Annotated in this window: 14 protein-coding genes and 1 pseudogene; 3 read left to right on the top strand and 12 right to left on the bottom strand. The window is 72.9% G+C overall.

Annotated features, from left to right (window positions below; all coding sequences use genetic code 11):
• On the bottom strand, positions 1 to 1,077 hold a 1,077-nt coding region (locus tag ABD211_RS15220), incomplete at its 3' end, for a serine/threonine-protein kinase (RefSeq protein ID WP_344131264.1).
• A gap of 173 nt (positions 1,078 to 1,250) precedes the next feature.
• Here ABD211_RS15220 and ABD211_RS15215 point away from each other — a divergent pair.
• Positions 1,251 to 1,376: a hypothetical protein gene (locus ABD211_RS15215; RefSeq protein WP_344131261.1), complete on the top strand. Its 126-nt coding sequence runs from the start codon at positions 1,251 to 1,253 to the stop codon at positions 1,374 to 1,376.
• Here ABD211_RS15215 and ABD211_RS33900 read toward each other — a convergent pair.
• The 4 genes and pseudogenes from ABD211_RS33900 to ABD211_RS15200 form a co-directional block, all read right to left on the bottom strand.
• Entirely contained in the window at positions 1,369 to 1,707 is a 339-nt protein-coding gene (locus ABD211_RS33900) for a cellulose binding domain-containing protein (RefSeq protein WP_425560414.1), read from the bottom strand. The genes ABD211_RS15215 and ABD211_RS33900 overlap by 8 nt on opposite strands.
• A 501-nt stretch (positions 1,708 to 2,208) precedes the next feature.
• Positions 2,209 to 3,261 (bottom strand): annotated as a pseudogene (locus tag ABD211_RS33895) (PQQ-dependent sugar dehydrogenase); the annotation flags it as partial.
• 274 nt (positions 3,262 to 3,535) lie between these two features.
• Complete coding sequence (locus ABD211_RS15205; protein ID WP_344131255.1) at positions 3,536 to 3,739, bottom strand: hypothetical protein; 204 nt, start codon at positions 3,737 to 3,739, stop codon at positions 3,536 to 3,538.
• 110 nt (positions 3,740 to 3,849) lie between these two features.
• Positions 3,850 to 4,707, bottom strand: coding sequence for a hypothetical protein (locus ABD211_RS15200; protein WP_344131252.1), 858 nt, complete (start codon positions 4,705 to 4,707; stop codon positions 3,850 to 3,852).
• Between the two features lie 112 nt (positions 4,708 to 4,819).
• Here ABD211_RS15200 and ABD211_RS15195 point away from each other — a divergent pair, with 112 nt between their 5' ends.
• Positions 4,820 to 6,475, top strand: a complete 1,656-nt coding sequence (locus ABD211_RS15195) for an AfsR/SARP family transcriptional regulator (protein ID WP_344131249.1) — start codon at positions 4,820 to 4,822, stop codon at positions 6,473 to 6,475.
• Position 6,476: 1 nt separating this feature from the next.
• Here ABD211_RS15195 and ABD211_RS15190 read toward each other — a convergent pair whose 3' ends face one another.
• The 5 genes from ABD211_RS15190 to ABD211_RS15170 form a co-directional block, all read right to left on the bottom strand.
• The gene (locus tag ABD211_RS15190; protein WP_344131246.1) at positions 6,477 to 6,701 is read right to left on the bottom strand and encodes a helix-turn-helix domain-containing protein; all 225 of its coding nucleotides are present in this window, start codon (positions 6,699 to 6,701) and stop codon (positions 6,477 to 6,479) included.
• Positions 6,701 to 7,312 (bottom strand): DUF2975 domain-containing protein, encoded by a 612-nt coding sequence (locus ABD211_RS15185; RefSeq protein ID WP_344131243.1) that lies wholly within the window; start codon positions 7,310 to 7,312, stop codon positions 6,701 to 6,703. Before ABD211_RS15185 ends, ABD211_RS15190 begins: the two co-directional genes overlap by 1 nt.
• Positions 7,313 to 7,323: 11 nt before the next feature.
• Complete coding sequence (locus ABD211_RS15180) at positions 7,324 to 8,604, bottom strand: MFS transporter (RefSeq protein WP_344131240.1); 1,281 nt, start codon at positions 8,602 to 8,604, stop codon at positions 7,324 to 7,326.
• A 32-nt stretch (positions 8,605 to 8,636) separates the two neighbouring features.
• Positions 8,637 to 9,548 carry a sporangiospore maturation cell wall hydrolase GsmA gene (gene gsmA, locus ABD211_RS15175; protein WP_344131237.1) on the bottom strand — a complete coding sequence of 304 codons (912 nt, stop codon included), beginning with the start codon at positions 9,546 to 9,548 and terminating at the stop codon, positions 8,637 to 8,639.
• Between the two features lie 75 nt (positions 9,549 to 9,623).
• On the bottom strand, positions 9,624 to 10,514 hold the full coding sequence (locus tag ABD211_RS15170) for a transglycosylase SLT domain-containing protein (protein ID WP_344131235.1): 891 nt from the start codon (positions 10,512 to 10,514) through the stop codon (positions 9,624 to 9,626).
• 151 nt (positions 10,515 to 10,665) lie between these two features.
• Here ABD211_RS15170 and typA point away from each other — a divergent pair, with 151 nt between their 5' ends.
• Positions 10,666 to 12,549 carry a translational GTPase TypA gene (gene typA, locus ABD211_RS15165; protein ID WP_344131233.1) on the top strand — a complete coding sequence of 628 codons (1,884 nt, stop codon included), beginning with the start codon at positions 10,666 to 10,668 and terminating at the stop codon, positions 12,547 to 12,549.
• Positions 12,550 to 12,734: 185 nt separating this feature from the next.
• Here the strand turns inward: typA and ABD211_RS15160 are convergent, their stop codons facing one another.
• Both ABD211_RS15160 and ABD211_RS15155 read right to left on the bottom strand, forming a co-directional pair.
• On the bottom strand, positions 12,735 to 14,180 hold the full coding sequence (locus ABD211_RS15160) for a TIR domain-containing protein (protein ID WP_344131230.1): 1,446 nt from the start codon (positions 14,178 to 14,180) through the stop codon (positions 12,735 to 12,737).
• A gap of 4 nt (positions 14,181 to 14,184) precedes the next feature.
• Positions 14,185 to 15,157: tetratricopeptide repeat protein (locus tag ABD211_RS15155; RefSeq protein ID WP_344131227.1), on the bottom strand; the 973-nt coding region annotated here is incomplete at its 5' end.

Raw genomic sequence — 15,157 nt, 5'->3', positions numbered from 1 at the left:
CGGACGCGGGGCGGGCGGGCGCTGCGCGGGCTGGCGCGGGGCGGGCGGGCGCTGCGGCGTCACCACGGCGGTCTGCCCCCGCGCGAACGCCGGGTCGACCTTGGGCAGCGGAACCGTCTCCGCGTTCCCGGACGGCGGGGTCACCGCGAGGAGCTCGGTCGCGGGCACGATGCCGGCGGCGGCGATCACCTCGGGCGGCTCGACGAAGGCCGCCGGACGGTCGGTCGCCGCGCTCTCCGCGCCGGGACCGGACAACAGCCGGTCGACGAGCTGACGCGCGGTGGGACGCTTCGCCGGGTCCTTGGCCAGGGCCTGCTCGACCAGCTCGCGCAGCGGGCCGGTGAGCCCGTCGAGGTCGGGCTCGCCGCTCACGATCTTCATGGCGACGGCGGCGGGCACGTCGTTCCCGAACGGGGTACGCCCGGTCGCGGCGAACGCGACGACCGCACCCCAGGCGAAGATGTCGGCCGCCGGCGTGAGCGGCTTGTTGCCGGGCTCCAGCCGCTCCGGTGCCATGTATCCGACAGTGCCCATCATCTGGTCGGTGCGCGTCTGCGGGTCGTGGCCGACGACCGCGCGGGCGATGCCGAAGTCGATGACCTTCGGGCTGCCGGGGGCGAGCAGCACGTTGCTGGGCTTGAGGTCGCGGTGGATGACGCCCGCGCCGTGGATCGCGGTGAGCGCCACGGCCATGCCGACGGCGAGTCCGTGCTGGTTGGCGGGGCTGAGCGGGCCGCGCTCCTGCACGACGTTGGTCAGGGTCGGCCCGTCCACGTACTCGACGACCAGGTACGGCGGGTCGTGGGCGGTGTCGGCGTCGAGCACCTCGGCGGTGCAGAACGGCGGCACCTGCCGGGCCCGGTCGACCTCCTTCTGGAAGCGCAGCCGGAAGTCGTCATCGTCGGCGATCTCGGGACGGATGACCTTCAGCGCGACGCGCTGGCTGTCGGTGTTCTCGGCCAGGAAGACGGTGCCCATGCCGCCCTCGCCGAGGCGGCCCACGATCCGGTAGGCGCCGAGCTGCTCGGGGTCACCACGGCGCAACGGCCGCACCCTCGGCGCATCACCCACGGACATCGTGCCCACCCTCGATCCTGATTCCCCGGTCGCGACGACGCATATTCTGCGGTACGCCGTCACATAGTGTGGGGCACCCGGGCACCGTCCCGAATCGTCCGGTGATGCCGCGTCACCAGACTGGCTGTGGGATGCGACACCGACGCCGCCACGGGGCGTCAGGGTGATCGAAGATGGCGGGACGGTCGATTCCGTCCCCGCGGGTCCGGCGCGGGGTGCGCGACGTCGAGGCGGCCGCGTTCAACCGCCTCGACGTGCGCTCCCACTTCCTGTTGTGCCTGTGGACCGCCGTCAGCTGACGGCGCAGGCGACCCCGTTGAGGCTGAACGCGGCGGGCCGCGCGTTGGTGCCGGAGTAGGTGCCCTGGAACCCGAACGTCGTACTCCCGCCGGGCGCGATGGTGGCGTTCCAGGCCGCGTTGCGCGCCGTCACCGCCGTGCCCGACTGGGTTATCACGCTGCTCCAGTACCCGGTGACCTGCTGGTTGCCGGGCCAGGTCCAGGTGAGCGTCCAGCCGTTGACCGTCGCGGTGCCCCGGTTGGTGAGCGTCACGTTGATCGTGAACCCGGTCGACCAGGAGTTCGGCTCCCACTTGACCGCGCACGTCGCGGGCGCGGGTGTGGTGGGCACGACCGAGGTCGGCGGGGCCGACGTCGGCGGGCGCGAGGTCGGCGGGCGCGAGGTCGGCGGGCCGGAGCACGACGACGGCGGCGGGCAGGCCGGCGGGGTGCCGAACGTGACGACGTTCGACCGCGCCGACACGTTGCCGGCCGCGTCGCGCGCGTACACCCAGTACGAGTGCTGGTCGGCCGGGTACGAGATGGTGATGGTCAGCGTCGTGGCCGGCGCGGTCACCGTGCGCCGCAGGACGTAGTCGCTCGTCTGTTCGTCCACGTAGTACGCGGTGACGCCGACGTTGTCGGTGGACGCGACCCAGTTGAGCGTCAGGGTCGTGCCACTCAGCGAGTACGTCAGGTTGGTCGGCGTCGTCGGCGCGGACGTGTCCGGACCGGTCGGCGTCGGCGACGTCGGGCACGGCAGCGGCGGCGTGCAGATCGTCGGCCGCGTCGTGGTCGGCGGGGCCGAGGTCGGCGGCGGCGCGGTCGTGGGCGTCACGCCGACGGGCGGGAAGCGCAGGATCCGGTCGTCGGACGACGCCGGGGTGCCGCGCCCGTCGCGGTTGCTGGTGGCCACCCACAGGTACCCGTCGGGGCCGAGCGCCACGGTGCGCAGCCGCCCGTACGTGCCGGTGAGCTGCGCGACCGGCGTGCCGGCCGTGGTGCCGTTGAGCGGCACCTGCCACAGCCGCGTGCCGCGCAGCGCGGCCGCGAACAGCGTGCTGCCCACGATCGCGGCGCCGCTCGGCGACGCCTGCGCGGTGGTCCAGGTGACGATCGGGTTGCGGTACTGCGTGTTGGTGCCGGTGCCCTCGACAACCGGCCAGCCGTAGTTGCCGCCCGGCACGATGTAGTTGACCTCGTCCCAGGTGTTCTGACCGAACTCGGTCGCGAACAGCCGCCCGGCCGAGTCCCACGCGAGACCCTGCACGTTGCGGTGCCCCAGGCTGTAGACGAGCGACCCGGAGAACGGGTTGTCCGCGGGGGCGGTGCCGTCTGGCCGCATCCGCAGGATCTTGCCGTTGCGGCTCGCCTGGTTCTGCGCGTTGGAGGTGGTCCCGGCGTCGCCGACGCCGGCGTAGAGCATCCCGTCGGGCCCGAACGCGATCCGCCCGCCGTTGTGGATGCTGGCCTTGGCCAGGCCGGTCACGATCGGGGTCTGGGTGCCGGGTGAATCAAGGCGGAAGCGGACGATCCGGTTGTCCGACGCCGCCGTGTAGTAGGCGTACACCAGGTTGTCTGAGGCGAAGGTGGGCGAGACGGCGAGGCCGAGCAGGCCGCCCTCGCCTCCCGGCACGACGCCGGAGAGCGTGGCCACGGCCGTGGGCGTCGTGCCCGGCCGCACCCGCATGATCCGCCCGCTGTCGCGCTCGGAGGCGAGCGCCGACCCGTCGGGCAGGAAGGCCAGGCCCCAGGGCACGGCGAGATTGCTCGCCACCACCTCGGGCCGGGTGAAGTCGAAGTCGCCGACCGCCGCGTTCGCGGAGGGGATCACGAGGGTGACGCCGACGGCCGCGGTGCCCACGGCCACGGCGGAGAGAAGGAGAGATAGTCGGGTACGTGCCATGACAGCTCCTCGGCGTGAGAGGGACGGCCCATTACCGGAAAAGAGCGATGACTGTCAATCTAACACGCGGCACCCCGACACACCTGCGCCGGGAACCGGTTCACAGACGACGTGCTTCAGGTTCGGCGGCGGCGCAGGGCGCGGATCGCGAACACGATGCCGGGCGCCGCGAGGACCGCGGAGATGACCATCACGACGATCTCCCACACCGGGGTAGTTCGGCCGCGAACGCTTGCATGCGCTCCAGCGAGCCGCCCCACTTGGGGCACATCTGCTACAGCAGTTGCGCCTGCGCGGCGAGGTTGTCCGGGTCGACCTTGGCGGCCTGGTCGTAGCGGCGACGCGCCTCGTTCCGGCCGAGCTGCAGCCCGCGCGGCGTCGCGCAGCCCGACGAGGGCCGGGTAGGGCGCCAGCTCGTCGAAAACCAACTGCTCGCGGGGCACATCCGCAGGGCGCGGCGCAGACATGGCGGAGACACCCTCCCGGAGTACGGGGGACCTGTCGCTTCACGCGCGCGGACCGCCCGGGCGGTGCCCGCCGCGACGGTGCGCGGCGGCCACCCCCGTTACCCCGCCCGGGCCTGACTGATCAGCTGTTGAGCATCTCGTAGGCCGAGTCGGGGGCCTCCTGGGCGTCGCCGGCGGCGGGCGCCGACACCGGCTTGGCGGTGCCGTAGTCGGCGTACTTCTCGGTGTAGGTGTAGGCCTTGTTCTTGCCGGCCTTGGGCACCTTGACGGTCAGCGTGGCCAGGTGGCCGTCGGCGCCGATGGTGGCGGTGAACGGGACGGCCTTGGCCGCGTCACCGAGGTCCTTCAGGACCTCCTCGTCGACGATCGTCGCGTCCGGCGCGGCGGTGAGGTCGAGCGTGCCGCTGTAGTCGCCCTCGCCGGCCTTCTCCGCCGACACGATGGCCTTGAGCACCGACGACGTGCTGAGCGGGTCCGGGTCGAAGATGTACTCGCCGTCCGTGTCGGTCACCTTCGACTTGTCCAGGTGCATCCACTTCTTGGGGTACTTCGGCAGGCCGGTGAGCCCGTCCGTGTTCTCGAACGTGATCTTCACCCAGGCGTCGGCGTCCACGACGAGGAACTTCATGTCCATGGTGAAGCCGAGCTCCGCGTCGGTGTACGCGAAGGAGAGATCGTTGCCCTTCGACGCCGGGTCCACCCGGCCCGAACCCTTCGCGCCCGCGCCCGTGGACGTGAACGAGAAGCTCTTGCCGGAGCTGGCCGGCGCGGCCGCGATGAGGGTGTCCTTCGGCGAGGCCGGCGCCGTGGTCGGCGCGGCGCCGCCCGCGTTGTCGTCGGCGGGGCCGCACGCCGCGAGGGCGAGCGCGAGGCCGAGACCGACGGCGGCCGTGGTGAAGCTGCGGCGGTGCATGTTGTTTTCTTCTCCCGGGGTGATGGGTGTGCGGGGGTGACCGTCCCACAGGACGACGGGGGTCATCCTGCGAGATCGCGCTGCCGACCCACGGCGGTTATGCTGCCGACCACTGCCGGATCACTGCCGCCGCGATGAATCCGCAGGTGAGAGGCATCTTAGGGGGAGGGCCGGGGGCGTGATCCACACCACTCGGGCCTCGCTGCGCTTCCAGATCCTCGGCCCCGTGCGCGCGTGGTTGGGCGACGACGAGCTGGATCTCGGCGCCGTCAAGCAGCGGGCCGTGCTCGCCACACTGCTGGTCAACCTCAACCGCCCCGTGCCCGTCGCCCAGATAGTCGATGCCGTATGGGGCGATCGGCCACCGGAAAATGGTCCGAACGTCGTGCAGAAGTACGTCGCGGGACTGCGTCGCACCCTCGAACCCGGACGCTCGGCGCGTGCCCCCGGCCAGCTCATCGCGCTCACCGACGGTGGTTACGTGCTCACCGCGCCGGCCGACGCGGTCGACGCGGAGGTCTTCGAGCGCTTGGTCCGCGACGCGGAGGCGGCCCACGCCGTGGGCGGCGCGGCGGCGGCCGGCGACCTGCTGAGCCGGGCGCTCGGCAGGTGGCAGCCACCGCTCGCCGGCCTGACCGGCACGTACTTCGACGCCACCCGCGACCGGCTGGCCGAGCGGCGGGCCGCCGCGCTGGAACTGTCGGCCGACCTCGCCCTCGACGAGGGCCGGGCGGCCGCGATCGTCGGCGACCTCACCACGCACGTCGCGGAGTACCCGCTGCGCGAGCGGCTGCGCTACCAGCTGATCCTCGCCCTGTACCGGTCGGGCCGCCAGCCCGAGGCGCTGGCCGCGTTCCGGGACGCGCGCCAGTTCCTCATCGACGAGTTCGGCGTCGAGCCGGGCGCCGCGCTGCAGGAGCTGCACCAGCGCATCCTGCGCGGCGACCCCGATCTGCTGCCGGTGGCGACCGCCGGCACGTGGGAGCCGCCCTCGACGGTCAGCGTGGCCGTCGAGCCGACGCCCGAGCCGACCGCGCCGCGGGTGGCCGTCGCGCCGGTGGCCCCGGTCGCGGCGCCACCGGCGTACCCGCCGGGTTTCGCCTATCCGCCGGCGCCCGGACACCTCCCGCAGCCGGACGCGCGCTCGCGCACCATGCCGAGGCTCCTGGCGACGGTGGTCGCGGTGCTGCTGTCGGCCTGTTCCGGCGGCTTCGTCAACTGGGTCATCGTCGGGTTCTTCGGCATCCGACGGAAGAACTACTGGCTCATCTTCACGGCGTTCCTCTATCTCGCGGCCGTCATCGGGGTATGCCTCGGCTTCGGCTGGGAAACCGGCAACATCGAGTCTGAGGACACGAGCGTTGTCATGGACATCACCATGTCCCTGTGGCTCGCCAGCTGGCTGATCGGGGTCGCGCACGTGGCGGTGCTCGCCGCGATGGACACCTTCTGGGGCGAGACCGTGCCGCGGTCGGTGGCGGCCAGCACCGCGGCCGGGCACGTGGTCGGCTCGCTGGAGTGGCACCGCCACCTGCTGCGCCAGCAGGCCCGACGGATCGTCGCCGAACAGCCCGCGGTGGCCCGCGAGCTGCGCATCGGCCGGCCGGACCTGCCCCGCCACTTCGACGACGGCGGGCTCGTGGACATCAACAGCGTGAGCGCGGACGTGCTGGGCATCCTGCCCGGCCTGACGATGGACAAGGCCCGCGCGATCGTCGACGACCGGGTCGCGCGCGGGCCGTTCACCACCCCGCAGGAGCTGGTCAGCCGCCGGCTGGTGGCCAGGGAGACGCTGCGCTACCTGGAGGAGTCGCTCGTCGTCGTCGAGCGGTGACTCACCTGCGGCGTACGGACAGGATGTCGCCGGGCTGGCAGTCGAGCACGTCGCAGATGGCGGTCAGCGTGGTGAACCGGATCGCGCGCGCGTGACCGTTCTTGAGCACCGAGACGTTGGCCAGGGTGAGCCCGACCCGCTCGGCGAGCTGGGTCAGGGTGAGCCCGCGCCTGGCCAGCAGGTCGTCCAGATGCACCTCGACCCGGTGCTCGTCGTCCGCCGGCACTAGATCACCGTATCCAACTCGGCCCGCAGCGCCCGCCCCCGGTTGACTATCTCACCGAACGCTACGAACCCGCCCCCGACCAGGATCCAGACGGGGTTGATGGTGAACGTGGCCGCCACCGTGTCGCCGCCGGTGAGGCTGTCACTCAACGCCAGCTCGGCGACCGTGCCGACCAACCCGACGAGCACGCCGCCGAACGCGCTGACCGCGCCCAGCACCCGCAGCCGCCGCACCGTCGCCGCGGTGAACGGGTCGCCCCGGCGGGCGGCCACGACGAGCCGGAGCAGGAGCGCCAGCACCGTCAGGATCAGCACGAGCTCGGGCACGCCCCGGCCGGCGTACCAGAGCATGTCGGCCGGGCCGGGGTCGGCGAGGTGCACGTCGACCGTCGAACCCCAGGCCACGGCGGCGCCGTCGCGCAGCCCGCCCGACATGCCGACCAGGCCGTCGACGGCGTGCGCGGGCAGGGCCGCGACGACGGGCCCGCCGGTCGCGAGCGCCACCACGTTGACGGCCGCGGTGAAGCCGACGGCGGCCAGGCCGAAGATGAGCAGGTTCTGCAGCTCGGCCAGCCAGTCGGGCCGGCGGAGCCGGTCTCGGATGCTGCGCACGGGACCTCCCCTTATTGACTATCGATATACCGATAATCGATAACACCGGGGCGGCTGTCAAGCCCGTACTCCCAGAAGACGGGAACCGACCGCGCGACGGCGAGCATCGCGATCACGGCGAGCGCCCCGCCGCCGCTGATCGCCCACGTCGGGCCCGCCCACGCGCCGGCCGCGCCGTGCACCGCGTTGGCCAGCGCCGGACCGCCCATGAGCACGACCGTCAGCGCGCCCTGGGTGCGCCCGCGCAGCCCGTCCGGGACGTAGGTCTGCGTGATCGCGTTGCGGAACGACGAGTGCACGACGATCGCCCCGCCGCCCACGACGAGCAGCACCACGCCGAGCCACAGCGTGCGGGTGAGGCCGAAGCCGACGACGGCGAGACCCCAGGCCACCACCGCCAAGGTGATCATCCGACCGGGTCGACGGGCACGGGTGAAGGCCCCCGACACCAGCGCGCCCGCCAGTACGCCCGTCGGGACGGCGGCGTAGAGCAGGCCGAGCGCCGCCCCGCCCCCGGGCGGATCGCCGAAGGTCTGCTGCGCCACCTGCGGATACAGCGCGTACGGCAGGCCGAGCACGCTCATCGCGAGATCCGCCGCGAGCACCGCCACGAGGACCCGCTCCCGGGCCACGTACCGGAAGCCGGAGACCACGTCCACCCGGCGCGCGGCCCCTGGCGCGGGCGGCATCGGCGGCAGCCGGCGCACCGCCCAGACCAGCGCGCACAGCGCCACGGCGTCGCACAGGTACAGCCCGCGCAGGCCGACCACCGGGAGGAGCGCGCCGGCCAGCAGCGGCCCGACGATCGCGCCGACCTGGCGCACCAGGGTGCCCAGGCTCGACGCGGCCGGGATCAGGTCCGGGGGCACCACGCGCGGGATCGCGGCGCCCAGCGCGGTGGCGTTCGCGCCGACGAGCGCCGCGTGCCCCGCGACCAGGACCAGCAGCAGCGGCACCGAGTTCGCGTCCAGCCGCGCCTGCAGCCACAGCAGCACCGCCACCGTCACGATGCCGAGGCTGGTCACGTGCAGCATGGCGCGTCGGTCCACGACGTCGGCCACCGCGCCGCCCCACAGGGCGCTGACCGCCAACGCGCCCAGCGTCACCAACCCGGCCAACCCCACGGTCGCCGACGTCCCGGTCAGCCCGAACAACTGCACGGGCACGGTCACGAGGTTGAACTGTCCGAACACGACGGTGACCGCGGAGGCGAGCCACAGGCGCCGGTACGCCGCGACCCGCAGGGGTCGGGCGTCGACAAGCACACGCGCCCTTGCCGTGCCGCCGGGCACCGCGCGAGCGTACCCGGTGCCGGCAAGCCCTCTCAGTGTCGCGGCGCGCGGGGGTCGTACCGGTACAGGTCGTACCGGCGCATCAGGTTGATGAGATTGCGGGAGTACGTCGGGGACGTCGCGTACCCGGCGCGGTGAACGGCGATCGCGAACCGGTCCGGATCCCGGACGTGGGCGAACGCGGGCCGGTAGCGCGACAGGGTCGCCAACTGCCGGGCATGGTCGACGAACGACCGGCTGGCCGCGTTGTACGTGCGGAACCGCGCACTCGTGCGGAAGCAGCGCCGCCCGCCGCACTCCGTCGTCCGGTACGGCCGGCAGCCCAGCGAGATCGGGCCGGGCGTGCCGAAGCACTTCATGCCGAAGTAGGCCGCCCCCTGCGTGGTCAGCGCGCTGCGACCCCAGCCCGACTCGAGGATCGCCTGCGCCACGGTCACGGACACGGGCACCCGGTAGCGCGCGTTCGCGGCGCGCGCGTTCGCCGCCGCCCAACGGATGAACCCGACGCGGTCGGTCGGCGGTCGCGCGCCGGTCGCCGTGTTGCACCACGGCACAGCAGGCCGCCGCGGCCGCCACCGCGTGTACGCGTCGGAGATGAACCTGCCGGTGCTGATCCGGTTCCACAGGTCGGTGCGGCGCTGGCTGCCGGCGATGGTCTCGCCCGCCAACTGGCAGCGGACGGAGACCCGCGCGCCGTGCGGCAGGCGCCCGGGCGCGTCCACGTCGGTCGAGGCGTTCCACCGCAGCCGCAGGTTGCTGCCGCCGGTCCAGACGTGCGCGGTCACGGCCGCCGCGCGGGCGAGGTCGGGCGGCGCGGTGACGTGCGTCGGTCGTGTGCCCGGCAACGCGACCACGCCGCCGGCCTCAGCCGGTCCGGCGGGGGCGAGCAGCGCCACGACGCCGACGAGTGCCGCCGGGGCCCGGCGCAAAGATCTGTGCCACATGAGCACAGGCTATTGCCCTAAAAGGGTTATTTGTCTGTTTTTAGCTATTTGAACCGCTTGGCTGTGTCTACGCGATCAGTAGGAGAGGCAGACGCACTCGGTCATCAGCGCCGTGACGTTGTCGACGTAGCGCTGGTTGGGGATCTGCAGATAGTCGTCGTCGGGGTCGTCGGGATCGCCGCGGTTCTCCACCGCCCCGGCGCCCACGTTGTACCCGGCGACCACCACGTCGCGCAGCGTCAACTCCGCGCCGTCCGGCCCGACCGGTGCCGCGGCGTCGAGGTCGAAGTCGCCGAAGTAGAAGATGCCGAAGTACACGATCTCCCATTGGAGGTACTCCGCGCCGAGCGCGACGTTGCCCGCCAGCGTGTTGACGTTGTAGTCCGGCCCGAACCGGCCGTTGAGCCACTCCGCCGTGCCCGGCATGACCTGCATCGTCCCGATGCCACCGTCGCACGCGACGATCGTCGACTGCCAGCCGCTCTCCTGCCAGGCGATCGCCTTCATCAGGTTGGCGGGCACGGTGATCGCCGGCAGCTCGCCGTCGTAGCCCGCGGGCGGGTAGGCCGCGTCGGGCCAGTACTCCCTGGCGCCCGCCGCCACCAACGCGTTGCGGACGGCGGTCCTGGACGCGTCGGTGCCGGTCTTCTTCGGGCAGTTCGGACCCACGGTCGCGCCGCCGCCCGTGTTGCCCGGCGGGGGCGGCAGGTCCTTCTTCGGCGGTTTCGTCGACGGGATCGGCACCACGACGGTGCGGCTCTTCGTCGCCGTGGACTTCGGCTTCTTCGTCGGGGTTGGCGTCGGCGACACCGACGGCGACGGGGTCGGGGTCGGGGTCGGGGTCGGCGCGCCGGTCGTCGGCACCCCCTCAGTGGTGCTCGTCATATCGCCGGGCGCGGCCACCGCGCGCGACGGCCCGGAGCCGGACGACAGCAGCGCCCAACCGGCCGTGGCCAGGGCAACCACCAGTAAAATTGAGGCACCGATCACCATGGGCGCGGCCCATCGGCCACGTGCGTGGTGTTTCGTCACTTCAGACTCCCCCGTCGAGTCGGCCACGCCACGGAATGTGGGGCCGCCGCACACGGGCATCCGCACGACCCGGACAATGGACGTCATGCAGGATACCCGGCCCCAGGCTCAGCGCGCAGACCTCAGAAACGTCGCGATCATCGCGCACGTCGACCACGGCAAGACCACCCTCGTCGACGCGATGCTGCGGCAGGCAGGCGCGTTCGGCGCCCGCGCCGAGCTCACCGACCGGGTCATGGACTCCATGGACCTGGAGCGGGAAAAGGGGATCACGATCCTCGCCAAGAACACCGCCATCCGGTACGTGCCGGAAACCGGTGACCCCGTCACCATCAACATCATCGACACGCCCGGCCACGCCGACTTCGGCGGCGAGGTCGAGCGCGGTCTGACCATGGTGGACGGTGTGGTGCTGCTGGTCGACGCGAGCGAGGGCCCGCTGCCGCAGACCCGCTTCGTGCTCCGCAAGGCGCTCAAGGCCCGGATGCCGATCATCCTGGTCATCAACAAGGTCGACCGCCCCGACGCGCGCATCAAGGAGGTCGTCGACGACACGTACGAGCTGTTCCTCGACCTCGACGCCGACGAGGAGCAGATCGACTTCCCGATCATCTACGCCTGCGCCCGCGACGGCATCGCCTCGCTCAAGCAGCCCGCCGACGGCGCCGTGCCCGAGGACTCGACCTCGCTGGAGCCGCTGTTCTCCACGCTGCTGTCGACCATCCCCGCGCCGCGCTACGTCGAGGACGCGACGCTGCAGGCGCACGTCACCAACCTCGACGCGTCCCCGTTCCTCGGCCGCCTCGCGCTGTGCCGGGTGCGGCAGGGCACCATCCGCAAGGGACAGACCGTGGCGTGGTGCCGCGAGGACGGCAACACCGAGCGGGTGCGCATCTCCGAGCTGCTCATGACCGAGGGCCTGGAGCGCAAGCCTGCCGACGAGGCCGGCCCGGGCGACATCATCGCGGTCGCCGGCATTCCCGAGATCATGATCGGTGACACCCTCGCCGACGCGGAGAACCCGGTCCCGCTGCCGCGCATCACCGTCGACGAGCCGGCCATCTCCATGACCATCGGCACCAACACCTCGCCCCTGGTGGGCAAGGTCAAGGGCGCCAAGGTCACCGCGCGCATGGTGAAGGACCGCCTCGACAAGGAGCTCGTCGGCAACGTGTCGCTGCGCGTCCTGCCGACCGAGCGCCCCGACGCGTGGGAGGTGCAGGGCCGCGGCGAGCTGGCGCTGGCCATCCTCGTCGAGCAGATGCGCCGCGAGTCCTACGAGCTGACCGTCGGCAAGCCGCAGGTCGTCACCCGCGAGATCGACGGCAGGACGTGCGAGCCGGTCGAGCGCCTCACGATCGACGCCCCGGAGGAGTACCTGGGCGCGATCACGCAGCTGCTGGCCAGCCGCAAGGGCCGCATGGAACAGCTGGTCAACCACGGCACCGGCTGGATCCGGATGGAGTGGCTCGTGCCGGCGCGCGGCCTCATCGGCTTCCGCACCGAGTTCCTCACCGACACCCGGGGCACCGGCATCCTGCACCACGTCTTCGAGTCCTACGAGCCGTGGTTCGGCGAGCTGCGCACCCGCAACAACGGCTCCCTGGTCGCGGACCGGTCGGGCGTGGTCACCGGCTTCGCGATGATCAACCTGCAGGAGCGCGGCACGCTGTTCGTCGAGCCCACCACCGAGGTGTACGAGGGCATGATCGTCGGGGAGAACTCCCGCTCCGACGACATGGACGTCAACATCACCAAGGAGAAGAAGCTCACCAACATGCGCTCGTCGACGGCGGACGAGACGGAAAAGCTCATCCCGCCGCGCAAGCTCTCCCTGGAGCAGGCGCTGGAGTTCTGCCGCGAGGACGAGTGCGTCGAGGTCACCCCGACCGCCGTCCGCCTGCGCAAGGTCATCCTGGACCAGACGCAGCGCGGCCGCCTCGCCGCCCGCCGCAAGCACCAGAGCTGATCCGCGACCCGGCGCGGCGGCATGTGGGCCGCCGCGCCGGGTCGCGACAGCGGTTCAGCAGCGGTTCCACACCGGTTCAGCACGCGCACGACGCGGCATCCCGACCGCGCGCGGCGGGTCGCTTCATACCCCGTGCGGCGCGACGCGTACGGGAACCGGCGCGGCCGGTGCCGCACCCGGCGGCGCTAGTCGGCTCGCGGAGCCCCCGCCAGCGCCATGCCGCCGAGCAGCGGCCCCGCCGGGGCCATCGGGTCGCACAGCGGCCGGTCCCCCGACGCCGCCACGAGCGTGGGCAGGCCGTGCTCGGGCACCGGCGCGGCCGACGACGCGGCGCTCAACTGCGCGCGGGCCGCGCCCAGCGCCGCCGCGACCGGCGCGTTGTGCGCCGTGAGGTGCCGGTAGAAGGCCGTGTGCAGGCCGACCGTGAAGGCCGGCGACGCCGGCGCCTGCAGCGTGACCACGCGGTCGGCGCCCGACCGCAGCAGGCCCAGCGCGGCCGGCACGCCGGCCGTCGCGCCCCCGAGCACGACGAGGGGCACCGTCCGTCCGGCGGCGCGCTGCACGCGCACCAGCCCCGACAGGTCCGCGAGCCCGAAGCCGTCCGCGGCCGCGTCGGCCAGATGCAACACGTGGTACGCGTCGATGGCCAGCGCCTGCGCCAACTCCGTCACGGTCGTGGCGGCGAGCAGGCGCACCTGGGTGCGCACCAGCCCGGCCCACTGGTCGGGCGAGCGCACCGGCACGTCGCCGGGCACCACGACCAGGATCTTCAGCGGCCCCGGTGTCGGCGAGATGACCGGCGCGCGCAGCCCGTACGGCCGGCGGGTCATCCGCACCCCCGGGATCGTGGCGAGCACCCGGTCGTCGGGCAGCCGGATCAGCTCGAACGGCCAGTCGATGGCCTCGTCGTCGCACGCGATGACCAGGTCGAGCACCCCGGTGCCGGCGAGCCCCTGGACGGTCGTGAGCGAGTCCTCGTCGAACAGGCACCGGCCCAGCCGACGGCCCGCCGACACCTGCTTGGCGGTCGCCTGCTCCGCCGGCAGGGTCAGGGTGTCCCAGAAGTCGTCGAAGCCCCACGGCAGCGGCACCGACCGCTCGCTGATCACGGTGCCGGCCAGCTCGACGCGGCTGTGCACCTCGTCGCCGCGCACCGACACCCGCAGCGCCACCTCGTGGTGGCCCGGCTCCGGCGGCGCGCCGGTCAGGTCGGCCGCGAGACCGGCCATGGCGGCCCTGTCGAGGCCGGCCAGCCGCGTGTGCTGGGCGATCGTCGGCCCGAACCAGTCGGGCAGCTCGGTCACGGACCTGCCGGGCAGCACCAGCGGCCGGAACTTCGCCTTGCCGGCCGGCAGGTTGCGGTAGAGCAGCTCACGGATGAAGGACGCCTCGGCCGCGGCGCGGCTCGCATAACCCGGGGAGGCGACCACGAGCACCACGTCCGCGCTGCGGATCTCGTGTTGCGTCCACAGTGACCAGTCGCGCCCGTCGGTCGGACCGGGCAACCCTACGCGCGCGTCCACGCCGAGCTGGCGCAGCAGCTCCCACAGCCGGCGGACGGCCGCCACGTGTCCGCCGGACTCCTGCGCGTACGACAGGAAGACGCGCACTCCCGTCCTCACACCATCCACGCGCCTATCTCAGCGGAGAAGTGCCATCGATATCAACCGTCAGGTCGTCAGATCGACAGCCCGGCGTGGCGGCGGTGGCGACCATCTGGCCGATGAGCGTGTGCTCCCGCTGCCGCGCCTCGTCCGCCTCGCCCTCGCGGCCCGCGCGCTCGAGCAGCTCCGCCAGGTGGTGGTACGCGTAGCGCAGGTCCTGGCGCAGCCCGACGTCGCCGGTCGCGTTGGCGGCCAGGCGGTTGAGCACGTCGAGGCCCTCGCGCAGGCTGTGCTCGGCCTCCGTCACGGCGCCCGACGCGGCCAGCGCCCCGCCGAGGCGCACCTCCAGCAGGCTCAGCTCGTGCTGGTGCCCCACGTTCGTCGGGTCGTCGGCGGCGAGGTCCTCGCGGATCGTGATGGCGCGGCGCAGCAGGCTCTGCGCCCGGTCGGGCCGGCCGGCGGCGACCGCGGCATCGGCCAAGCGCTCCAGCGACACGGTGAGGTCGCGCTGGTACGTCGTCGACGACAGCGCCTCGTCGAGCAGGTGCTCCCGGATGGACAGCGCAGCCTCGAAGTAGGCGACCGCGTCGCCGACCCGGCCCCTGGCCAACATCAGCTCGCCCAGCTTGTTGTGCGCCACGCTCAGGTCGCGGCGCAGCTCCCGGTCCTCCGGGGCGGCGTCGGCCAACTGCCGCACGAGGGCCAGGCCGCGCAGGAAGTGCCGCTCCGCCTCCTCCGCCGCGCCCGCGGCCAGCCACACCTCGCCGAGCCGCTCGTGGCACACGCTCAGGTCACGGCGCAGCACCGGATGCCGCGGGTGGGTCGCGACGAGGCGCTCGGTGCCGGCGAGGTCCTCCCGGAACAGCGCCTCGGCCGCCTCCTGCCTGCCGGCCGCGAGCTCCAGTTCACCCGCGCGGCTCAGCAGCAGGCTGGGGCCGCGCTGGGCGGCGAGGTGGGTGGGCCGCTGCGCGGCCGCCCGGCGGGCGCCGCCCAGCGCCTCGGTC

Source organism: Luedemannella flava, assembly GCF_039528515.1.
In the GTDB taxonomy this organism is placed as follows: Bacteria; Actinomycetota; Actinomycetes; order Mycobacteriales; family Micromonosporaceae; genus Luedemannella; species Luedemannella flava.
Note: the sequence above shows the minus strand (reverse complement) of the source record. Positions and strands in the feature narration are given on the sequence as shown.

Excerpts from the sequence above, each read along its gene's own strand:
- typA (WP_344131233.1), top strand. The coding sequence starts at position 10,666 with ATGCAGGATACCCGGCCCCAGGCTCAGCGCGCAGACCTCAGAAACGTC.
- gsmA (WP_344131237.1), bottom strand. The coding sequence starts at position 9,548 with ATGTGGCACAGATCTTTGCGCCGGGCCCCGGCGGCACTCGTCGGCGTC.
- ABD211_RS15200 (WP_344131252.1), bottom strand. The coding sequence starts at position 4,707 with ATGACCCCCGTCGTCCTGTGGGACGGTCACCCCCGCACACCCATCACC.
- ABD211_RS15215 (WP_344131261.1), top strand. The coding sequence starts at position 1,251 with ATGGCGGGACGGTCGATTCCGTCCCCGCGGGTCCGGCGCGGGGTGCGC.